Genomic DNA, 22,111 nt, shown 5'->3' with positions numbered 1-22,111 from the left:
TCTGGATTGATTGTGAGTAATAACATGGTAGGCTCCGTGCTGGTTATCGGCGCGGGCATTAGCGGCATGCAATCCTCCCTGGATCTGGCGGAGGTGGGGTACAAGGTTTATATTGTGGAGAAATCACCGGGCATTGGCGGCCGCATGCCTATGCTGGACAAAACTTTCCCCACCAACGATTGTGCTATGTGTACCCTTTCCCCCAAGCTGGTGGAATGCGGACGTCACCGCAATATAGATATATTAACCTGCTCTGAAGTAATCGGGCTGTCTGGAGAGGCCGGCAACTACATGGTTCAGGTAAAAAAACACCCCCGTTACGTAGATGCCACAAAATGCGTGGGCTGCGGTTCCTGCTCAGAGGTATGCCCGGTAAAAGTGCCCAACGAGTTCAACCAGAACATGGGCCAGCGCAAAGCCATTTACAAACTTTATCCCCAGGCGTATCCTAACGCCTATGCGATTGACGCCACCAAATGTTTGCGGAAGAAAAATCCCAAAGCCTGTGGCAAATGTATCGATGTCTGCCAGTCTAAAGCTATTGACCATAATATGCAGGAAGAAATCGTTACCTTAAATGTGGGAGCGATTATTCTCTGCGCGGGCTATGAATTATTTAACGCCGAGCTGCGGGGTGAATATGGCTACGGCGTGTATGAAAACGTATACACCAGTATGCAGTTTGAACGCATGCTGAGCGCTTCTGGGCCGTATGAAGGCCACGTACAAAAGGCAGACGGTACTACCCCCAAGAAAATTGCTTTTATCCAGTGCATAGGATCCAGGGATGTATCTTTATGCAATGGTTACTGTTCAGCGGTGTGCTGTATGTACGCCACAAAAGAGGCTATGATTGCCCAAGACCACGTTCCCGGTCTGAACACGACTATTTTTAATATGGACATCAGGGCTTTCGGTAAGGACTACGAAAAGTATTACAACCGTGCCCAGAATCAATACAACGTGCGCTACATTAAGAGTATGATTTCATCGGTGAAAGAGCTGCCCAAGACTAAAGATTTACGGGTCCGCTACCGCACCCCTGAGGGTATGATGGAAGAAGATTTTGAAATGCTGGTGCTGTCCGTTGGTTTAAAACCCACTCAGGAAGCCGTGGATTTAGCTAAAATACTGGGTGTTGAGCTAAACGAATATAATTTCTGCCAACTTAAGGAACTGTCCGGTGTAAAGACCTCCAAAGAAGGGATTTACGTCGCCGGTGTGTTCAGCGGTCCCAAAGATATCCCGGAAACCGTTATGCAGGCCAGCGCGGCCGCGGGTGACACTGCTGCCTTTTTGGCAGCCGTACGCAATACCCAGGTAACCCCAATGGAATTCCCCCAAGAGAAGGATGTCAGCCGGGAAGAGCCGCGCATCGGGGTATTTGTATGTCACTGCGGTACTAACATTGCCGGCGTGGTAGATGTGCCCGCAGTAGTTGAACATGTGAAGCAGCTGCCCTATGTGGTTTATGCCACCAATAATTTGTATGTCTGCGCCCAGGACAGCCAGTTGGCCATGAAAGAATTAATCGAGGAGTACAAGCTCAACCGCATCGTGGTAGCCTCTTGTACTATCCGCACCCATAAGCCCTTATTCCAGGAAACCATGAAGGAGGCCGGTTTAAATCCTGCTTTGTTCGAAATGGCCAATATACGGGACCAGTGTTCCTGGGTGCACTCGCAGGAACCCGAAAAGGCCACTCTTAAAGCTAAGGATTTGGTGAGCGGAGCCGTGGCCAAAGTTGCTACCCTGAATGCAACCAAAAAGATAACGGTGGGAGTAAATCACACCGCACTAGTCATAGGCGGCGGCGTATCCGGAATGACTTCAGCACTGAGTCTGGCGGACCAGGGTTATAATGTGCACTTGCTGGAAAAGAGCAATCAGCTGGGCGGCATGGCACTGCGCATCCATGAAGGTTTTAACGGTGAAAACATACCTGTATTTGTACAGCAGTTAGTTGACAAGGTTAAAAACAACCCAAGCATAAACTTATACATGGGTAATGATATAGAAGAAGTAACCGGTTATATAGGCAACTTTAAAACTAAACTAGATAGCGGAGAAGTATTGGAGCACGGTATATCCATCATCGCTACCGGGGCCGAAGAGTCCAAGCCCACCGAATATTTATATGGCCAGGACAGCCGGGTAATGACCCAGTTGGAGTTGGACGAGGCCATCGTCAATAACGATCCCAGAGTCAAGTCGGCCGAAAACATTGTTATGATCCAATGCGTAGGATCCCGTGAAGATTACCGGCCTTACTGCAGCCGAATTTGCTGCACTAAGACCATGAAGCTGGCACTCAAACTGAAGGAAATCAATCCCGATGCGTCCATTATAGTACTGTACCGGGATATCCGTACTTACAGCTTTAACGAGGACTTTTACCGTGAGGCCCGGTCCAAAGGCGTAATATTCTTCCGCTACGATGTGGAGAATAAGCCGAAAGTGCAACTTGTAGACGGCAAACTGCGGGTGACCGCCACCGATCATATCATGGGCGAAACCTATGATATCGACGTGGACCTGCTCACTCTGGCAGCGCCTATTGTACCGCCCGAGTCCAACCATAAACTTTCACAACTGCTAAAGGTGCCTTTGAACCCGGATAACTTCTACCAGGAAGCCCATATGAAGTTGCGCCCGGTGGACTTTTCTGCCGAGGGTATTTATATGTGTGGTTTGGCGCATGGCCCCAAATCCATAGAGGAGAGCATTTCCCAGGCCAAGGCGGCTGCCGGACGAGCCACCAGTATCTTAAGCCGTGATGAGCTGGAGTCCAGCGGAGTCGTGGCGGTAGTAGACCCGGCCCTCTGCGCGGCCTGTCTCACTTGCGTGCGTTTGTGTCCCTTTAAGGCCCCTCGCATTAAAGAACACAAAGCGGAAATAGAAGCTGTTGTTTGCCAGGGCTGCGGCTCCTGCGCCGGCGAGTGTCCCAACAAGGCCATCACCTTGCAAAGCTACAGTCCCAAACAGTTAGGTGTCCAGGTGGAAGGCATGTTTTTTCAGCCCCGACCGGAAGCATAATGCACCTGTTTAAATGATAGTGCTATCAAAGTCATATAAAAAAAGGACAGCCAGTGCTGTCCTTTTTTGCCGTGTCCCTCAAGTCACGCAATTCAGTTCGTTAGACTACAAGATTAAAAGGAGCTAACTGCCTCTTCCCAAGCCGCCTGGTAAACCACCAGGTCCTGGTCGCTAAACAGTACAAACCGGATTAGTCCGGGCTGGCTATGAGAATCAGCAAATTCAAGCACCGCAGCCACAGCAATAGCGGCCGCCTGCTTAACAGGATAGCCGTAAGCCCCGGTGCTGATGGAAGGGAAGGCAATGCTGTTAATGTCGTTTTCTTGCGCCAACCGCAGGCTGTTATAGTAAGCAGACCGCAGCAGCATCGACTCGTTATGGCTGCCTCCGTGCCATACCGGTCCTACGGTGTGAATAACGTAGCGGGCGGGTAAATTGCCCCCGGTGGTAATTACCGCCTCACCGGTAGGGCAACCGCCCTGCTGTGCCCTGATTTTTTTGCACTCCTCAAGTATCCTGGGACCACCAGCCCGGTGGATGGCTCCATCCACTCCGCCGCCCCCCAATAGGCTGGAATTTGCGGCATTCACAATAGCCTCGGTAGCCTGTCTGGTTATATCACCTCGTACAAATTCTACCCGGGTTTGGTTTAATAAAGAATGCATAACAATGCAATTCCTCCTTTAGTGCTAACCTTTTCCTCGCAGCAGTTTAGTGGTTACCACAGCACCCAACAACCCAATGGCGATGCCACCGGCCATGCTTAAACTCTCTGAAAGTCCTGCCTCTGTCGCTAACAGGTAGTATGTACCCATTGCTGCAACGGATATCAGTAGCATGGGCATGAAAGTTTTGCTCATTTTACTTCCTACCGCCTTTTCTTAACAAAATCTAAAACAGCTTCAGGCATTTGTTCACGGTCGACCACAGTGTTATGCTTCACCGGGCGACTGGCCAAACCGCTTAAACCGGAGGGTACAGGCAGGCCGCTGAAATCAGACAGCAACTGTAGAAGGGCGAATTCATCCCGGCCGGCAGTTTGCTCTTCACTCATTAGTGCATTAGCCACACTAGCGTTGAATTTAAAAGGACTAGCTGTGGACAGTACCACGGTAGGCCGGTCATCACCGGTGCCCTGCCGGTAACGGTTGTAAACATATAATCCAACCGCTGTGTGGGTGTCCACGACATAACCGTACCGTTGATAGGTTTCTTTAATGGCTGACATGGTAGCCTTGTCATCGGCATAGTCCGACCAGAAAACTGACTGTACCTGATCCCGGGTGGCGTCATCCACCGTGTAGTATCCCTTAACGTTAAGGTCGGCCATCCACTGTTGCACCCGGTCGGCGTCTTGGTTACTGAGCTCAAACAGCAACCTCTCCAGGTTACTGGAAATAAGGATGTCCATGGAAGGCGAGATGGTGCGCTTAAAATCGCGGTTGCGGTTATAGGTGCCGCTGGTGATGAAATCTGTGAGTACATTGTTTTCGTTGGCAGCACACACCAGCTTGTGTACGGGCAAGCCCATTTGCTTAGCATAGAATCCGGCCAGGATATTGCCAAAGTTCCCGGTAGGTACGACAAAATTGACTGCCTCGCTCAGCTGCACCCGTCCCCGGGCTAAAAGGTCGGCGTAGGCGGAGAAATAGTATACTATCTGGGGCATTAGCCGGCCCCAGTTAATTGAGTTGGCTGAGGAAAATTTAAAGCCGAGATCCGCAACGGACTGTTGCATAACGGCATCGCCAAAGATAGCCTTGACACTGCTCTGGGTATCATCAAAGTTACCCCGAACGGCGTAAACGCCTACATTACCGCCCTCCTGGGTGACCATCTGGGCTTTTTGAACTTCGCTAACCCCCTTTTCCGGGTAAAACACCATGATGGCCGTGTGGGACACATCTTTAAACCCCTCGAGGGCCGCCTTGCCGGTATCTCCTGAAGTAGCCACTAAAATTAGAATGTCGGAACTCTCACCGGTTTTTTCCATGGATTTAACCAGCAGGTGAGGCAGTATCTGCAGAGCCATATCTTTAAAGGCGCAGGTGGGGCCGTGCCACAACTCCAGTACGCTGAGTTTGGCGTCCAAATCAGTCAGCGGAGCTACGTCAGGATGATCGAAGCTGGCTTTGTTATAGGCATCATTTACAAAGCCGAGTATTTCCTCCGTAGTGAACCCGGTTAAATAAGGTTCCAGTATTTTAACAGCTCGTTCCTGGTAAGTCTGCGGAACCATGGCAGCAATTTCATCCATAGACAGCTGCACCCGCTCGATGGGCACAAACAGCCCCCCGTCGGGTGCAATGCCCAATTTAATGGCCTCTGCGGCGGGCAGCGGCCCATAATTGCCTCTAGTGCTTGAATATAACATAACACAATTCCTCCTGCCCAATAATCGCTCATTTACAATTACATTAAACACCTAAAAAGCTGCTGTAGTCAATGAAACTAGGTAAAGTCATAATTAAAGCCAGTGTTCCCCTTTACTTAAAGGAACCACCGGCCATAAGGCAAATATACCTCAACCACCCAAACCTTGGTGCTTAGGTTCTAGGCATCGGTCGGAATTGCTCGAGCTAGCTGCCCATCCAAATGTCACATTCTCAGAGCTCGTCCTCCGATGCAGGCTCCCATTTACCGAATACTCGTCCGCAACGGCAACCGTAGGTTACATAATGGCGCCGAAGGTTTTCTTCAATGCTTAATATACGCACATTACTTTTATAGTCATAAATTGGGTCTCCGCAGCCAGGACATTTATCTCCGTTGATTATACTCTTTGCTTTAATTAATGACCATTTCGGTTCACGGGCAGCATATACATAATAATCAGTAAAGCTAAACTTGGAGATATGATAGCGGTCCAGTACGGCCCGGATGGTCTTCAACATAACTTCCCGGGTTTTACCGGTTTGGGCAATTAAAAATGTATCAACAGCAGCTCTCATAACATGCTGGTCATCAGTAGTGGGGAATTCGAGTATATTGGCGGTTTGCATGCTCTGCCCTCCATAATAACTAATTCTATTGTACATTATTAATTGACAATTTGGATATATTTGATACATAAAAATATATTTATGAAATATTTCGATGATTATCTATTTGGACATATTTTGTAATTTGCATAAAATCTTGATATACTAGTTTTAACGAGTAGACATCAATTTATCGCTGAATTATATATAAACCGAAAGGAGCACACCTGGTCAGGGAGGGAAAGCTTAATTAGAGCCATGACAAATTTTGCTTGTTCCTAAGTACCAGGTATTTATTATGCTGAGTGATGACAAACTATCCAGCCTGTTATCCGGGCTGGAAAATGCATTTGCAGGTATGGTGCTGGGTAAGCCTGTGGTAGTCCAAGAAACCACATTGTTACCCGTTTTGTCCATATCCGCTGCCTATGGTGGAACCAATTCACTCCAGGGCGCGGGGGGCGGGGGATTCCGCATGGACCCGGTAGCAATGGTGGCTGTAAATAAGGATAACATAAGAGTATTTTCACTTCGGCCCGGCTCTGGTCTGAGCCTCCTGGAGAGTATAGATGCGCAGCTTTATGAAGTATCATCCCCGGAGCAAACAGACCTTTAATCCAGAGCGCAGGTATAGGCAAAGATAAGGAGGCTATAAATGCGTATAGGAATTGATATTGACGGCGTAATTGCCAATACTTTTCCCTTACTGGTGAATGAGTTAAACAGATTTTTTGATAAAAACTTGAGCTATGATGACATTATCAGTTATGACCTTGCTAAGATTTATAATTTAAATGAAGATCAACTCACAGAGTTTATCCAGGCCAAAGGGAGTCTTCTGCAGGATGGCCCTCTGCCCGTGCCTCAGGCGGTGGATTGCATCAATAATTGGAGGGGCAAAGCGTATGTGGTTTTAATATCGGCACGCTTCGAAAAGGCACGTGACCGCACGCAACAATGGCTTGAACGGTATGGATTTCATTGGGATGAGCTTATCCTGCTGGGCAGCCATGATAAAGCAGATACCTGTGTTCAACTGAAGCTGGATGTATTCATTGAAGACAATCTGAATAACGCGTTGCAGGTTAGCTCCCGCGGTATACCGGTTATACTTCTGGATGCTCCTTATAACCGGGCGCCTTTGATTGGTCAGGTGCAGCGTGTGCATTCTTGGTCACAGATATGTGAAATTATCACACCAGGTTAACCTACCAAATACTAATTAGTTAGACTTTTTTGAGTTGCGTTTAAGATAACAATCAAGGGGCTGTGCATTCAATGGCCGGCATTCTAGATCTCGCTCAACTAAACCTAACTCGTTTGCTGTACGAACTTTACTCCGCCCAGCAGTGTTCCTTCTTCATGGAAGATGCTATGAAAAAAACCATGGATCGGTATTGTTTATCGGAACAGCAGGCCATTGAATTAGCCAGGTTACTGATGAAAGAGGAGCTAATTTCCACCAAAGGTTTTTTACCGTCTGTGTTTTTGCGTCCCCAGTATATTCACAATTTCCCCATTGTCCTTAGTGCCAAGGCCATTAAACTACTTAGAAAAAAACAGCGCGGACAATAAGTAAATTTACACTCCAGACACTTCGTTAAGACGGGGTGTTTTCATTTTGGGCAGGCACATTAATAATTACTTTTACTTTTTTGCATCATGGTCTACCAAAACGTACATTTTTCGGTATAATGAGTCAAAGGGGTGAAACCATGATAAATATTCTACAACGCCACTGGCATACCTCTGTGCGTCTGAACCCGCCTACTTCCGCCAGTGCAGTCAATTTAAATGATACTGCTGCCGAAATTGGTGCAGGGCAGCAGACCAATATTGGACAACTGCAAGCAGAAACTATTTATTGCGGTACAGATTGTGAGGTTGGCGCCCGTTTGCGGGTGGACCCGATCAGCTTTAAAATCATGGAAGCCACCTGGGAGACCTATTCACTACCTGTGACCATTACGGACATTCCCGGGCTGCAAGGCGTAGAGGCCTATTTTAACTCAGGGCCGGCCATAAGTGAGGCAGTGGCTCACCTGGGTTCTTTATCACGAGCACTGTTTAAAGAAACAGTACGGGGCGTTATTCAATCGGAAACTTTTTTATTAAGTGAACGAGGTTATGCCTCAGCTGCAGATTACAACAAATATTGGGATGAATTTTATCTCAATACCTGCCGCTATTATAGCAATCTGGACAGAATAACTAAAGTATGGGATTATTCTGATTATACACGCACCAATGTTTTGTTTAACCGGTTTGTTTCGCAATCTGTTTATGAGCTGCTTGGTGGTGGTTACCGAGTAATCGCTACATTTAGCGACTCTTATCACGAAATGAGCGTTGAGCTAGAAACAGATAGCAACCTGTTAATCACCAAGTCTGACGGTGTATTACTTCGTGCACCGGATGATGTTTGCATGGAAGCCAATGTTTTTCTAAAGCAGTTACAAGGTTTTGATGCCAACAATCCGGTTAAAAAACAAATCGCCTTAGTTCTTGGCCGGGGAGATGGCTGTGTGCACTTGATAGATACGGCGTATGAAGCTCTGATAGCCGTTAATATTGCAGTTTCCAGGCAGAACAGGCAGAGCACTACCTAAGCGGATCACTACCTAAAGTGAATGTATATGCCGGAGTTTATGTTCATACCCATGTTGAAGGTAATATTTAACAGTTCTTTGCAGGTTTAATATTTTCACTATTGAGGTAAAATAAGGTAAAATGGAGTGATTGAAATTGGACCATAAAAAAATGGATTACCGGGTGAATTTTCGTGAGAATGGCCAGATCATCAGCGTTGAAATAACTTGCTGTGGCAAACATATTGGTGAGATTCGTTATAAGGACGGGGAGTCCAAGCAATGTCCTGATTGCGGAGCAATGCATACGATCAGGCTCCAGCATAATCACTTCCACATCAATTGTAACTAATCATTGCTTTAAGTATCAAACAAGGAGCGGAATTAGCCGCTCTTTTTTTGTATTTTCGGGTAATTTCAGAAAAGGATTGTCTGCTAACACGCAGAATATTACTTGTGGAGGTGATTGTATGGGTTTTATTCAAAAAATGGCCGAAAGTGCCAAGCATTTAGGCAACCAGGCAAAAGATCTTAGCGGTATAGCCGGCGACAAAGCCAGAGACATTTCCAAAAAGTCTTCAGAACTGTTTGAAGTCACCAAATTGAAATATGAAATTAAAAAGATGGAAAGGGAAATGGAAAATAACCTGGCCGGCATTGGTGCATTGTACTACCAACAGCAGTCTGGGATGGATGACGTGAGTTTAGGCGAAGAATTGTCCAGGCTACTTAGTGACACCAGGGAACTGGAAAAGCAAATGAAAGAACTTGAAAAGCAAATTGAAGATATGCAGCCCGAAGTGCCTGTTTGCTCGGATTGCGGCAAAGTTCTGCCCGCCGGCGGTAAGTTTTGCAGTTTCTGCGGCAAACAAGTGGTGGAGTAACAGTAGTTATTGAATTATCGCTATTTGACAAATAGCCCATGTAACAATTGTAAAATAAACACCGGTACTAAAGTGCTTATCGTACCGGTGTAATATTTGTGTTAGGCCGTCTTATCGCTATCCATCAACTTCAGCATATCCTTCACCACTTCTGTATTGATACCCGTGTAGACTGCTTTAATTGGCCCATATTTTTTTTGTTTAGCCTCATTTTTTGAAACCACCCGCAGACCCGGTACATCCATCCCCTTGGCTACCCGGTTAGCCCCGGAGAAAAGGAAAAATGTACGGGGGGGATCCACATTTTTAGGGATATGCAAAATCTTTTTATCACCCAGCAAGTAAATAACAGCATAACGATCTTCTACTTTTCTTAGCCTGGTAACACCCTCTTCAACCATAGCATCAATTACCGCGACAATTTGTAAAAAAGCATCACTCTTTGCTACAGTAGGAGTAGCTGCTTTTTTTGTTTCTTTTTCGGACTTTTTAGCCAGCCCGACCCGGCTTAATAGGTTATTAATAAATGTAGGCATGAAACTTTCCTCCTTTTGTAAGTAATCATTACAATTTTCAACAAAACTATACTAGTTCCTGCATGATTAAAAGTTGACAGTAAAAAATGTATTCAAAATAATTATACCATTGAGGAGAATGGAGGTATTAATTTGTTATATGAAAACAAAATCCAAGAAATAGTTCGTTTAATTAAGGGATCCGATAAAACATTTGCTCTTACCGGGGCAGGCATCAGTACAGAAAGCGGTATTCCCGACTATCGCAGCCCGGGAACCGGTCTGTGGGAAAAGCAAGACCCGGCTAAAACGGCCAGTCTGTCCGCACTGCGCAGAGATCCCGCTTTTTTTTACAGCACCAATTTAAAACGCTGGACCGCTTTTAACGACGCCCAGCCCAATACCGCCCACACAGCTTTGGCTCAACTGGAAAAGATGGGTCTGTTGGACGGGGTAATTACTCAAAATATCGACAGCCTGCACGTGAAGGCCGGTTCTAAAACTGTATGGGAAGTGCATGGCCATTTGCGCACCTGCCGCTGCATGGATTGCCGGGCGTCCCATAGTTTTGACCACCTGGTGCAAAGCTTTGATAACGGTGAAAATCCTCCCCGCTGCCTTAAATGCGGAGGTGTATTGCGGCCGGATGTTGTATTGTTTGAAGACCAAATGAACGATGATTACTACCAGGTTACTTTTGAGATTTCGGGCTGCCAGCTCCTGCTGGTCGTCGGCAGCAGCCTCACCGTATATCCCGTGGCCGGTTTGCCTAGTTATGCCAAGGAAATTGTAATCATTAACAACACTTCTACCCCTTATGATAATGAAGCTGCGGTGGTTGTCCATGAAAGTGCCGGTAAGGTTTTCCGGGACATCATGCACAAGCTTGGCGTTACACTTTAAATATCAAGACTTGCAAGAAATACGCCCCAAAATGCCGGCAAGCTACTAATGAAGCCGGTCAAGCTGTACGTCCGCTGACAGCGGAAGGTGATCTGACGCCCGGCTGGTGTAAACTTTGGTTTCAATCAGCCTCCAGTGGTCAGAATAAAAAATGTAATCAATTTTATATTTGGGATAGTTGGAAGGAAAAGTAAATTTTGTCCCGGACAAATCACCGGACCGCAATACGGTTTGCAGGATGGCTATTTCCTTGCTGTCCGGATTAGCATTTAAATCCCCGGCCAGCAGCTGGTGCCCGAACATACTGCGGACAATGTCCTGTATTTTGGCTACTTGCTGCAGCCGTTCTTGATGGTCCAACCCCAGGTGGGTATTAAAAAAAACCACAGACAGGTCGTTAAGTTGAATTTCCGCCCGGAGCAGGCCTCTTTGTTCACCCTTGCTGGGCAGTAGGTAGTTATGCCATCTTACTATTGGATAACGGGAGAGTACGGCGTTACCAAACCGGGCTACACCACCCCAGGTAACATTGGGCCCGTATACATGGTACATACCCAGCATTCTCCCCAGTTTGGCTGCTTGGTCGGCAAAGGCACTTCGGGGATTGAAATAATCCACTTCTTGAAGACCCACTAAATCAGGCTGCGCACCGGCAATGGTGGAGGCCACCGCTTTTAAACAAACCTTGCCGTTCATACCGCGACAGTGTCTGATGTTGTAAGAAAGTATGCGTAATCTCATTAGACCACCTTAAAGTTTTTAATTATTATTATGCAAGCGATAGATAAACAAAACCTGTGTTACAAAAGCTTAGTAAAATTAATACAGTAGCTAATACATTCAATGCAATAGATATTTTAAAGGAGCGAAATTAATTTAAATGAGTGTAACCATCTTAAGCGTGGAAACATCCTGCGATGAAACCGCGGCGGCCGTTGTAGTTGACGGTACCACCGTCAAATCTAATATCATCTCCTCCCAGGTGGACGTGCATCGTAAATTTGGCGGTGTTGTGCCGGAGGTCGCCTCTCGCAAGCACCTGGAGCTGGTTAACCACGTAATCCGGGAAGCACTCGATGAAGCCAATCTTGATTTTTCCAGTCTGGACGCCGTAGCCGTAACCTACGGCCCCGGTTTAGTTGGCGCGCTATTGGTGGGCGTATCCGCCGCCAAGGCAATTGCCTTTGCACTGGATAAACCGTTAATCGGCATTAACCACCTGGAAGGTCACGTAAGCGCCAATTTTTTGTCTGAACCAGAACTTGCTTTACCGGTTATCTGCTTGGTGGTATCTGGAGGTCATACCGATCTGGTACTAATTACAAGTATTGGCCAGTATAAATTATTAGGTGCCACCCGGGACGACGCCGCCGGGGAAGCTTTTGATAAGGTAGCCCGTGTGCTGGGCTTGGGTTATCCAGGCGGGCCATTAATAGATGCATTAGCTGCATCCGGCGATGATACTGCTATACACCTGCCCCGGGCTTATCTTGCTGAAGGCAGCCTGGACTTTAGCTTCAGCGGCCTTAAAACAGCGGTGATTAATTACTTACACCGTGCTGAACAAAAAGGGCTGCCGGTAAATAAAGCCGATGTAGCAGCTAGTTTCCGTCGCGCCGCTGTAGATGTGCTGGTGGATAAAACACTGCTGGCCGCCCGGAAGCATCAGATCAGCACCATAATGCTGGCCGGCGGGGTAGCGGCTAACCGGCTTTTAAGGCAGGAAATAACCTACCATGCAGCCCGGGAGGGCAAGAGAGTTATTTACCCGCCGCCGGTACTGTGCACCGACAACGCGGCTATGATAGCCTGCGCCGCCTACCATAAATACCGGCGCGGCGATTTCGCCCCCCTGACCTTAAATGCGGTACCAAGCTTACCGCTGGGACAGGACCGTTATTAAACTTATACACAAATGATTCCACAACTTATCCACAAAAAAAGTTGGGAACATAACCGCCAATCCTTACGATTTAAGAATATTAAATTATCTAGATTCTTATATTTTGCTGATCATAGTTATGCTGAGACTGGTTCTGATTAGTTATCCCTGTGGATAATGTGGATAAGTTTGTTGATAACTTTAAAATCAGGAGTTTGAACTGTGGGTGAAAATTCACTGCCCTGGCAGGCGAACTATTACGAGCCGCTATTTTCCATATTACCGGGCAGCATAATTTCGCAACCGGCTACAAAAACCATATCAGTATCTAACCGTACAAGAGGTATTGGAAAAGTTGTGATAAACCTTTTTTTTCATAAAAAGTTATGCTATCCTTTTATAGTAAAGTTACCATACTGGAGATATTACCGTAATCAAAGATGTTCCCTGCGGCTGTGGTCGTATCTTTGTGCGCATGCAGCGTTTTATGGGCTGCACCGATTAATGAAAAGCCAAAAGGATATTATACGAGCGGGAAATGCAATAACAAGTGTTTTTATAAACGAGTAGAAAGGGGTGGATTGGATGAAGGTAAAACAAATATCAGTCTTTTTGGAAAACGAAAAAGGACGTCTTGCCCAGGTGACCAAAGTATTGGGCGATAACAACATTAATATCAGAGCTATGTCCATAGCCGATACTGCTGATTTCGGGATCCTGCGCATAATTGTCAGTGACCCCGATAAGGCCATTCGGCTGCTTAAAGAAGCCAACTTTACCGGCAGCACCACCGATGTCATTGCTGTGGAAATTAAAGATGAGCCCGGCGGTCTGGCCAATGTGCTGGATTTATTGCAGCAAGCCGATATTAACATTGAATACCTGTATGCATTTGTACAAAAAGCATCTAACGCTGCCCTGGTAGTAGTCAAGGTGGAGCAAATCGACAAAGCTATTGAAGTGTTGCAGAAAAAAGACATCAATATTCTGCCGGGCAGCCAGGTGTATGCCTTGTAAACATGCCGTTGGGTAAAACAGCATAACTATAGCGAGGTAAAAACCTCCCTTAATAAGGGAGGATTTATTTTCTTTTAACAAAATAATGCATTTCTATGATATACTATATTTAATATAGTCATATTTTTTTGTCACTACCATATGCTATCCGCTGCTAATTGCAGCACAGGCGATTTTGGAGGAGTAAGTGTGTCAAAGCTTGAATTAAGAAAACAGGTAATAGCCCAGCGCAACACCTTGACCAAGCAGAATTTACAGGATTTGAGCACGGCAATTGTCACCAAATTTTTGGATTTGCCTGAATACCGCCAGGCCGCCACGGTAATGGCTTACGCAGATTTTCGCAACGAGGTGCAGACTGCACAAATCCTGGAAAACACACTGCGGCAAAACAAACGTCTGGTGCTGCCTGTTACAGACGTGTCCCATAAAAAGTTGATTCCGTCGCAGGTACTTCATTATCCCCAAGATTTGACACCAGGCACCTGGGGCATTTTAGAACCAAGTTCCCAGTGCATGCGACCAGTAGACCCAAGAGAAATCGACTTGGTTATCGTTCCAGGGGTGGCCTTCGATACCATGGGTAATCGATTGGGTTATGGGGGTGGCTTTTATGACCGTTTTCTGCCTTGCACTAGTGAAAACACAACACTAGTAGCCCTGGCTTTTGAACTACAAGTCAGGTCCGATGTTTATCCGGGCGAGCACGATGTACCAGTCCACATACTGGTTACCGAGGAACGGGTATTGCATTTCCGTAATAATCAGCAGTGAAAAACAGGTACTAGAATATATAATTAATTAATTACATGACCCGGGCGGTTAAACGAAGCTACCCGGGTTTTAATAATTTATGACCATATTCGGAAGGAGGGAACAACTTGAAATCATGTCATTTCAATGGGCTATCCCATGCAGTATGCTACCGCCTCGGACATATTTGATGAAATGGCCGCGTTGACCCCTTCCTATAGAGGTATATCCTATGCCCGTCTGGAGCGGGGCGGCATCCAGTGGCCTTGTCCCCATTCCGGTCACCCGGGTACGGCCTACCTGCACAAGGATAATTTTTCACATGGCCCGGGTAAGTTCAATCCGGTGGTATACGTTCCACCGGCGGAACTGCCCGATGCCGGTTACCCGCTGTTGCTGAGCACTGGACGGCGATATTTCCATTATCACACCGGTACCATGACCTGGCGCACCGGTGCCCTGGAAGTGCACTATGGCAACGAATACCTTGAAATTAACCAGGTTGACGCCGCTGCCCTTGGCATTACTGACGGCGATATTGCCCAGGTATCTTCCCGTTGCGGCCTTGTGAAAGTAGAAACCCGCATCTCCAAAGTGGTGCCCCAAGGGTTGGTATTTACCTCCTTTCTATTCCCGGAGGTGGCCACCTCAACAAACTAACCAATCCAGCCCAGGACATGGTATCCAAGATACCGGAACTGAAGGTCTGCGCTGTTAAGGTAGAGAAGGCATGTTAATTTCTGCACCAGCAGGTGGTGCAAAATACAAGGTAGAGACACCAGCTTCCGCCTGTTTTTTGTACCAATTTTTCCAAACAGCATAAGTTTTATTTTAAACATAGTATGGAGGTGAATAAAAAAAATTTGAGGTGTAAATAAATGGTCGATTTAAACAAGGTTTGGTATAAATTTTACTCTCCCCGTGTACGTCCGCGTTTGCATTACCCGGACTTGACTATGCCCCAGTATCTGGATAAATCGGCCAAGGATTTCCCGGAGCGGGCTGCTATTGTTTTTGCCGAAACCCAATATTCCTTCCGAAAGCTAGCTGGATTGGTTAATCAATGCGCCGGTGCTCTGAATGCTTTAGGCGTAAAAAAAGGTGACCGAGTGGCTATAATGAGCCCCAACTGTCCCCAGTATATCCTTGGTTTTTTAGCCACTTTGAAATTAGGTGCAGTTGTGGTGCAGGTTAACCCCATGTACGTTGAAAGGGAACTGGAATATATTTTAAAAGACTCGGGCGCTCAAACTATCATCGCCTACGATGCCCTATACCGGCGTATTAAAAACGTGCGCAGCCGCGTAGCTTTGCAAAATGTGCTTGTTTTTACACTGGGCAAGGGTTCCGTTGCCATTGATAGTAACGCCCTTCAAATAGAAGAATTGTTGCCCCAGTACCCGACCCAATTTCAGCAGGTGCCCTTAGACATGGATGAAGATATAGCAGTGTTCCAGTATACCGGAGGTACCACCGGCGTATCCAAAGGAGCCATGCTGACCCATCGCAATCTCACCGCTAACACCTTGCAGGTAACAGAGTGGATGGAAACTATGAAGTACGGCAAGGATAAGGTGCTATGTGCACTGCCTTTTTTCCATTCCTACGGCATGACCGGCTGCCTGAATTTTAGTATTATTAACGCAGCTACCATGATTATTATGGCCCAGTTCAATATCAAGGAATGCATGGAATTGATTAAACACGAAAAGCCCACTATATTCCCGGGCGTACCCACTATGTACATTGCCGTGAATAACTATCCCAATGCACAGGGATACGGCATTAAATCCATTAAGAGCTGTATGAGCGGTTCAGCTCCCCTACCGATGGAAGTTGTGGAGCAATTTGAAAAACTAACGGAAGGATTATTGGTCGAAGGCTATGGCCTGTCGGAGGCCTCCCCGGTGACGCATTGTAATCCTCTGCTCGAACGGCGCAAGGTGGGTTCCATTGGTATCCCGCTGCCCGATACGGACTGTAAAATAGTGGATTTAGAAACGGGCTTGAGGGAATTGCCGCCAGGTGAAATCGGCGAGCTTTGCATCAAAGGACCTCAGGTAATGAAGGGCTATTGGAATATGCCCGAAGAAACCGCTAACACACTAAAAAATGAATGGCTTTACACCGGCGATATCGCTAAAATGGACGAAGAAGGGTATTGTTATATCGTTGACCGTAAAAAAGATATCATCATCGCGGGAGGCTATAATATATACCCCCGGGAAATTGAAGAAGTTTTGTATGAACATCCTAAAATTCGGGAAGCTGTAGCGGTTGGTGTGCCCGATCCATACCGTGGTGAAACCGTTAAAGCGTTTATTGTACTCAAAGAAGGCATGCAGGCCGACGCAAAAGAAATCATCCATTACTGCAGAGCTAATCTGGCCAGGTACAAAGTGCCCCAATATGTGGAATTCCGTAATGCATTGCCTCAAAACGTAATGGGCAAGGTACTCAGGCGTATACTTAGAGAAGAAGAAAGCCAAAAAATTTAATCATGTCACCCAAAATATAACACCCGCAAGATATTATAAATTTAAAGAAAATACAAAATTAATAATCACTAACCGGTTAAACAAATAGTATTGACACCTAATTTTAATAATTGATAATGTAGCTAAACTAAGTTTGAATAGTCAGCTTGCTATATTGCATAAATAATGGGAATTGTGTTACAATTTCTTTGATACAATTTAATACATATTAGATGATACCCTTAACATTTTTTTAAAGAGGCAATATAATTATAAAAAGCTCCAAAGGAGGTGTCGGGCAATGGAGCTTGGTAAAACCGTACTTTGGGGCTTGCTGGGCGGCATGGGACTTTTGCTGTACGGCATGTACATCATGAGTGAAGGCCTGCAGAAAATTGCCGGACACAGGCTAAGGAGCGTTTTGAGCACCCTTACACATAACCGCTTCACAGCACTGATTGTGGGTGCAGTGGTAACTATGCTGTTTCAAAGCAGTACCGCCACCACAGTTATTCTGGTTGGTTTAACCAGTGCCTCGATTTTGTCTTTAAAACAAACCCTGGGAGTAATTTTGGGCGCAGATATCGGCACCACCGTTACAGCCCAGTTGATCGCCCTTAAAGTAACTGAAATATCCTTACCAATAGTGGGCATAGGTGCCGTTATTATATTTTTTACCAAAAAGGATCAATACAGGCGAGTTGGCCAGGTGTTGATGGGCTTCGGTTTGCTTTTCTTAGGCCTTAAAATTATGGCTGACACCATGCATCCTTTGAAAGATGAACCCTTATTCCGCCAAATGCTGATGAGTGCCAGTGACTACCCGCTGCTGGCCATTTTTGCCGCCGCTTTATTTACATTTTTAATCCACAGCAGTGCGGCATCCTTGGGTGTTATCATGATCATGGCCATGCAGGACCTGGTGTCGCTGCACTCCGCCATTTACCTTTTGTTCGGGGCTAACATTGGTACTTCTTTTACGGCGCTGTTATCCAGCCTGGGCTCGTCAAGAGAAGCCCAGCGAGTGGCTGCTGCGCACCTGCTGTTTAAAGTCGTTGGTGTGCTGGTGCTGCTGCCCTTTGTTAATGCCTATGCCCTGCTAATGGCCAAAATTACAGCCGTACCGGGCTATCAAGTAGCCAATGCCCATACTTTTTTTAATATTGGTATCGCCATATTGTTTATACCGTTTATTAATCAGTTCGCTAAATTACTGCAAATAATTGTCCCGGATCGTAAAGAAACCCTTGATAAACAGTTTGAACCCAAATACCTGGATGATAAATTAATTAATACGCCGTCCATTGCGTTGGGCTTGGCCGCTAAGGAAATCGGAAACGCCGCCGACCAGGTTTACATGATGATCCAATCTGTTATTAAAATATTTGAAAAAAGCGATACACAGCTTTTAGAAAGAATTAATAAAAAAGAAGACTACCTGGATTTACTATGCAAGTCCTTGTCAGATTACTTGACCAGTATAATGCGTCAGCCACTGTCTCGTAAAGAATTTTTACGATGCATGAGTAATATGCATATCGCAGCTGATTTGGAGCACATTGGCGATATTATTGAAAAGGATATTACTTACCTTGCCAGCTCTAAGATCACCCAGCAGTGTCAATTTTCTGAGGAGGGCTGGCAAGAAATCAAGGATATGCACCGTCGGCTGGTCGATGTAATGCGCATAGCTAATGTTGCTCTGGCCTCTAACGATGCCGAGTTGGCCAATGAGGCTATTAAAGAGTGTCCAGCCTTTGCAAGCATGGAAAGACACCTGCGGGCACAACATTTCAAACGACTTAAAGACGGCACTGCGCTGTCCATATCCGCCAGCTCTCTGCACCTGGATTTAATTAACTCATTCTTGCGTATCAGTGAGCATATCTACAATATTTGTTATGAAATTATCAACCAGGGCAATGACAGCGAAGTTAACTACAGCCATCATGGAAATGACCATACCGGATCCCAAAATGAAATACCTATAACCGTTAATAGTTAAGAATAACCGGTATCACCAACAGGTGACCGGTTCTTTTTAACTGTATTTCTGCAGGAATCGTTATTTAACTGTCGAATCTTATTTTGAAAACTTGAATCTTTGAAATTATGCGGCACAGCGCAAAGGAGGGGGATAGAATTGAAACTAAAAGCTTTAATTGTTGATGATGAATACCCCGCTCGCCATGAACTGCGCTGCATGTTAAGCAACTTTAAAAACATAGAAATTTTAGGTGAGGCTGCCAATGGACAAGAAGCGCTAGCGCTGGTGAAAGCACTTGATTACCATGTGCTTTTTTTGGACGTGTCCATGCCTGGCATGACAGGTCTGGAACTAGGTGCTGCCGTCCAGGAATTGCCCAAACCACCTAAGGTGATATTTGTTACAGCTTATGATGAATTTGCTTACAAAGCGTTTGAGGTTAACGCAGTGGATTACCTGTTAAAACCAGTTGAACCTGAAAGACTAAAAAAAGCTATTGAAAAATTAACCAGGATATGCCAGGTGTCTGCAGTCAGTGATGAATTCCCCGGAGAGGAAGACGGCAGTCATGAACCTGTACCTCTAATTAAAATTGACCGTTTACCGGCAGAAAACCATGGTAAAACTATTTTGGTTCCCGAATCAGATATCTTTTATGCCTTTACCGAGCAGGACTACATTTATATAAAAACACATCAAGACAAGCTGGTCACCCGCTTTACTTTAAAAGAATTGGAAGCTAAGCTTAATCCCCAGATCTTTTTCCGAACCCACCGCTGCTACCTGGTTAATTTACACAAAGTGATAGAAATAGTACCTTTTTTTAACGGCACCTATAACCTGGTGATGGAGGACAAGGAACATAGCGAGGTACCCGTGAGCAGAGCACAGGCAAAAAAATTGCGAAAAATACTGGGGTTTTAAACAACTCGACATTTCTCTTAGAAGGTTTAGGTGCGATATTACCAGTTAAGAATATAAATAGCATATATTCTATAAACCTGCTTAAAGGCAGGTTTTTCATTTTGCGCGTTGAAACCCTGAAAAGGATTAGTTAATTATATTTGGAAAGAGTGTTGATTTTACATGGGATAATTGGCATTGGTACTGATATAATAGAAATCGATAGAATTAAATCGGCGGCCTCCAGGGGGGAGCGGTTTCTCGGCCGTGTTTTCACAGCCGGAGAAATTGCTTTTTGCATGCGCCGCCGCAATCCCTGGCCTGGCCTGGCTGCCAGGTTTGCCGCCAAAGAGGCGGTGTTTAAAGCCCTGGGCAGTGGGGTAACGGCCTGGCGGGAAGTAGAAATCCATGGCGGCGGCAATCAGCCGGTGCAAGCAATCCTCACCGGTGCGGCTGCACAAATTGCCCGGTCAAGGCATATTGATAATATACTGCTGTCAGTATCCCATGATCGGGAGCGGGCGATTGCCTTTGCCACGGCGATATCTAAGGGAGAGTGATGAGAATGCGGCTGGTAACTGCGCAAGAAATGGGAGCAATGGACCAAAAAGCCAGCAAGGAATACGGCATACCCAGCGTGGTACTGATGGAAAATGCAGGTCTTAAAGTGGCTGATTTAGTTTCAGCACTTTTTGACAACCTGACCCGCCGTACCATTATCATTGTTGCGGGCAAGGGCAACAACGGCGGTGACGGCTTTGTAGTGGCCCGGCATTTATTAAACCGGGGAGCCGAAGTTCAGGTTTTCCTGGCTGCGGAGCCCGAAAAAATCAAGGGCGACGCCTTGATTAATTTAAATATCTGGCGGAAGATGGGCCAAAAGGTTTTACCGCTTTTGAAAAGTAATGACACCAACCTGTTTCGGCTGTCCTTAATGAAGGCTGATTTGGTAGTGGACGCCCTATACGGTACAGGCTTCACAGGTACAGTTCGGGACCAAATGGTGTCAGTTATCGAGGCAATTAACGCCAGCGGCAAGCCTGTTGTAGCCATTGATATCCCCTCAGGGTTGGAAGCCGATACAGGTAAGGCTAACGGCCCGTGCATAATCGCCAACCACACGGTGACTTTTGCCCTGCCTAAACTGGGCCTGGTACTGCCTACAGCTACAAAATATGTAGGAGAGCTGCATGTGGCGGATATATCTATACCCGCAGCAGTAACCACCGGTAGTACAGAAGATAAGAAAAAGATCACCAATTCGAGTAAAAAAGAGGGCTATACAGCAGCTGAAAGCGAAATCACCAGCGGTTTCCGCTACTTAATAACTGACAGGCTGGTGCGCGATTGGTGGCCCCGACGCACGGGTGACGAGCATAAGGGCAATTTCGGGCGGGTGCTGGTCATTGCTGGCTCGCGGGGCATGTCCGGAGCGGCTGTGATGACCGCACAGGCAGCAGCCAGGTCGGGTGCAGGACTGGTCACGCTAGGTGTGCCCGCCGGCATCCACGATATCGCCGAAACTAAACTAACCGAAGTGATGACTTTCCCGCTCCCCCAAAATGAGCGGGGAGCTCTTAGTAGTGCAGCCTTGGATGAAATTATGGATCGGGCCAGCAATAGTGATGTACTGGCCTTAGGTCCCGGGCTGGGTACTGGAGACGAAACCGCAGAGTTAGTTAAAGAGATACTGTTGAAATTAAAAATACCGTGTGTGCTGGACGCCGATGGACTTAATGTACTGGCCGGCAAAACTGATATTTTTAAAGCGGTGCAACCAGAACTGGTACTAACTCCACACCCGGGAGAGATGGCCCGTTTGACGGGTCGCAATACCGACCAGATTCAAAACGACCGGCTGGGTATAGCAGCCGCTAAAGCCGCCCAGTGGGGAGCTGTAGTGGTACTTAAAGGGGCAGGTACAGTTGTGGCCTCTCCTGATAACACGCTTTTTATCAATAACACGGGTAACCCGGGCATGGCCGCAGGAGGCTCAGGTGATGTACTGACGGGTATCATCTCCGGGTTTATAGCCCAGGGTATGTCTGCCTTGCACGCAGCAGCGGCAGGTGTTTACCTGCACGGGCAGGCTGGAGATATAGCTGCCCGGGATAAAGGGTTGGCCGGTTTGTTAGCCGGCGACTTATTGGAGCAGCTGCCCACTGTTCTAAAAATTATGGAGTAA

Annotated in this window: 23 protein-coding genes; 17 read left to right on the top strand and 6 right to left on the bottom strand. The window is 46.5% G+C overall.

Translation table 11 applies throughout. The annotated features are described in order from the left end of the window. Positions 1-12 precede the first annotated feature (12 nt). Positions 13-3,036 (top strand): FAD-dependent oxidoreductase, encoded by a 3,024-nt coding sequence (locus SPSYN_RS07525; protein ID WP_480935854.1) that lies wholly within the window; start codon positions 13-15, stop codon positions 3,034-3,036. A 113-nt stretch (positions 3,037-3,149) separates the two neighbouring features. On the opposite strand, the gene SPSYN_RS07520 is transcribed toward SPSYN_RS07525, so the two are convergent. The 4 genes from SPSYN_RS07520 to SPSYN_RS07505 all read right to left on the bottom strand — a co-directional run bounded on the left by SPSYN_RS07520 (position 3,150) and on the right by SPSYN_RS07505 (position 6,038). Then, the gene (locus SPSYN_RS07520; RefSeq protein ID WP_161821857.1) at positions 3,150-3,701 is read right to left on the bottom strand and encodes an O-acetyl-ADP-ribose deacetylase; all 552 of its coding nucleotides are present in this window, start codon (positions 3,699-3,701) and stop codon (positions 3,150-3,152) included. Between the two features lie 24 nt (positions 3,702-3,725). Continuing rightward, the gene (locus SPSYN_RS07515) at positions 3,726-3,896 is read right to left on the bottom strand and encodes a hypothetical protein (protein WP_161821856.1); all 171 of its coding nucleotides are present in this window, start codon (positions 3,894-3,896) and stop codon (positions 3,726-3,728) included. A gap of 8 nt (positions 3,897-3,904) precedes the next feature. Next, positions 3,905-5,410: a threonine synthase gene (gene thrC / locus SPSYN_RS07510; protein ID WP_161821855.1), complete on the bottom strand. Its 1,506-nt coding sequence runs from the start codon at positions 5,408-5,410 to the stop codon at positions 3,905-3,907. Between the two features lie 232 nt (positions 5,411-5,642). Further along, entirely contained in the window at positions 5,643-6,038 is a 396-nt protein-coding gene (locus SPSYN_RS07505) for a hypothetical protein (RefSeq protein ID WP_161821854.1), read from the bottom strand. 277 nt (positions 6,039-6,315) lie between these two features. Here SPSYN_RS07505 and SPSYN_RS07500 point away from each other — a divergent pair, with 277 nt between their 5' ends. The 6 genes from SPSYN_RS07500 to SPSYN_RS07475 all read left to right on the top strand — a co-directional run bounded on the left by SPSYN_RS07500 (position 6,316) and on the right by SPSYN_RS07475 (position 9,489). After that, on the top strand, positions 6,316-6,633 hold the full coding sequence (locus SPSYN_RS07500; RefSeq protein WP_161821853.1) for a GerW family sporulation protein: 318 nt from the start codon (positions 6,316-6,318) through the stop codon (positions 6,631-6,633). Between the two features lie 39 nt (positions 6,634-6,672). Next, positions 6,673-7,224 carry a 5' nucleotidase, NT5C type gene (locus tag SPSYN_RS07495; RefSeq protein WP_161821852.1) on the top strand — a complete coding sequence of 184 codons (552 nt, stop codon included), beginning with the start codon at positions 6,673-6,675 and terminating at the stop codon, positions 7,222-7,224. Between the two features lie 71 nt (positions 7,225-7,295). Continuing rightward, the gene (locus tag SPSYN_RS07490) at positions 7,296-7,592 is read left to right on the top strand and encodes a hypothetical protein (protein ID WP_161821851.1); all 297 of its coding nucleotides are present in this window, start codon (positions 7,296-7,298) and stop codon (positions 7,590-7,592) included. A gap of 140 nt (positions 7,593-7,732) precedes the next feature. Beyond that, positions 7,733-8,626: a DUF2889 domain-containing protein gene (locus SPSYN_RS07485; RefSeq protein WP_161821850.1), complete on the top strand. Its 894-nt coding sequence runs from the start codon at positions 7,733-7,735 to the stop codon at positions 8,624-8,626. 136 nt (positions 8,627-8,762) lie between these two features. Further along, complete coding sequence (locus SPSYN_RS07480; RefSeq protein ID WP_161821849.1) at positions 8,763-8,957, top strand: hypothetical protein; 195 nt, start codon at positions 8,763-8,765, stop codon at positions 8,955-8,957. A gap of 118 nt (positions 8,958-9,075) precedes the next feature. Beyond that, positions 9,076-9,489: a zinc ribbon domain-containing protein gene (locus SPSYN_RS07475; protein ID WP_161821848.1), complete on the top strand. Its 414-nt coding sequence runs from the start codon at positions 9,076-9,078 to the stop codon at positions 9,487-9,489. A gap of 101 nt (positions 9,490-9,590) precedes the next feature. On the opposite strand, the gene SPSYN_RS07470 is transcribed toward SPSYN_RS07475, so the two are convergent. Beyond that, a complete protein-coding gene (locus tag SPSYN_RS07470; RefSeq protein ID WP_161821847.1) occupies positions 9,591-10,025 on the bottom strand; it encodes a hypothetical protein in 435 nt (144 codons plus the stop codon). 132 nt (positions 10,026-10,157) lie between these two features. On the opposite strand from SPSYN_RS07470, the gene SPSYN_RS07465 reads away from it, so the two are divergent. Then, complete coding sequence (locus SPSYN_RS07465; RefSeq protein ID WP_202623760.1) at positions 10,158-10,907, top strand: SIR2 family NAD-dependent protein deacylase; 750 nt, start codon at positions 10,158-10,160, stop codon at positions 10,905-10,907. 45 nt (positions 10,908-10,952) lie between these two features. Here the strand turns inward: SPSYN_RS07465 and SPSYN_RS07460 are convergent, their stop codons facing one another. Continuing rightward, the gene (locus tag SPSYN_RS07460) at positions 10,953-11,648 is read right to left on the bottom strand and encodes an endonuclease/exonuclease/phosphatase family protein (RefSeq protein ID WP_161821846.1); all 696 of its coding nucleotides are present in this window, start codon (positions 11,646-11,648) and stop codon (positions 10,953-10,955) included. A 139-nt stretch (positions 11,649-11,787) separates the two neighbouring features. Here SPSYN_RS07460 and tsaD point away from each other — a divergent pair, with 139 nt between their 5' ends. The 9 genes from tsaD (at position 11,788) to SPSYN_RS07415 (ending at position 22,111) form a co-directional block, all read left to right on the top strand. Further along, complete coding sequence (gene tsaD / locus SPSYN_RS07455; protein WP_161821845.1) at positions 11,788-12,810, top strand: tRNA (adenosine(37)-N6)-threonylcarbamoyltransferase complex transferase subunit TsaD; 1,023 nt, start codon at positions 11,788-11,790, stop codon at positions 12,808-12,810. 564 nt (positions 12,811-13,374) lie between these two features. Continuing rightward, the gene (locus SPSYN_RS07450; RefSeq protein WP_161821844.1) at positions 13,375-13,806 is read left to right on the top strand and encodes an ACT domain-containing protein; all 432 of its coding nucleotides are present in this window, start codon (positions 13,375-13,377) and stop codon (positions 13,804-13,806) included. Between the two features lie 189 nt (positions 13,807-13,995). After that, positions 13,996-14,580, top strand: coding sequence for a 5-formyltetrahydrofolate cyclo-ligase (locus SPSYN_RS07445; protein ID WP_161821843.1), 585 nt, complete (start codon positions 13,996-13,998; stop codon positions 14,578-14,580). A 138-nt stretch (positions 14,581-14,718) separates the two neighbouring features. Beyond that, complete coding sequence (locus SPSYN_RS07440; RefSeq protein ID WP_161821842.1) at positions 14,719-15,219, top strand: molybdopterin oxidoreductase family protein; 501 nt, start codon at positions 14,719-14,721, stop codon at positions 15,217-15,219. Between the two features lie 218 nt (positions 15,220-15,437). After that, on the top strand, positions 15,438-17,057 hold the full coding sequence (locus SPSYN_RS07435) for a long-chain-fatty-acid--CoA ligase (RefSeq protein ID WP_161821841.1): 1,620 nt from the start codon (positions 15,438-15,440) through the stop codon (positions 17,055-17,057). A gap of 280 nt (positions 17,058-17,337) precedes the next feature. Further along, positions 17,338-19,041, top strand: coding sequence for a Na/Pi cotransporter family protein (locus SPSYN_RS07430; protein WP_161821840.1), 1,704 nt, complete (start codon positions 17,338-17,340; stop codon positions 19,039-19,041). Between the two features lie 138 nt (positions 19,042-19,179). Beyond that, positions 19,180-19,947: a LytR/AlgR family response regulator transcription factor gene (locus SPSYN_RS07425; RefSeq protein WP_161821839.1), complete on the top strand. Its 768-nt coding sequence runs from the start codon at positions 19,180-19,182 to the stop codon at positions 19,945-19,947. Between the two features lie 149 nt (positions 19,948-20,096). Then, complete coding sequence (gene acpS, locus SPSYN_RS07420) at positions 20,097-20,486, top strand: holo-ACP synthase (protein WP_341478871.1); 390 nt, start codon at positions 20,097-20,099, stop codon at positions 20,484-20,486. Between the two features lie 5 nt (positions 20,487-20,491). After that, on the top strand, positions 20,492-22,111 hold the full coding sequence (locus tag SPSYN_RS07415) for an NAD(P)H-hydrate dehydratase (RefSeq protein WP_161821838.1): 1,620 nt from the start codon (positions 20,492-20,494) through the stop codon (positions 22,109-22,111).

Source organism: Sporotomaculum syntrophicum (assembly GCF_009932395.1).
In the GTDB taxonomy this organism is placed as follows: Bacteria; Bacillota; Desulfotomaculia; order Desulfotomaculales; family Desulfallaceae; genus Sporotomaculum; species Sporotomaculum syntrophicum.
The sequence above is the reverse complement of the archived record's forward strand: the minus strand, read 5'-3'. Positions and strand labels throughout refer to the sequence as shown.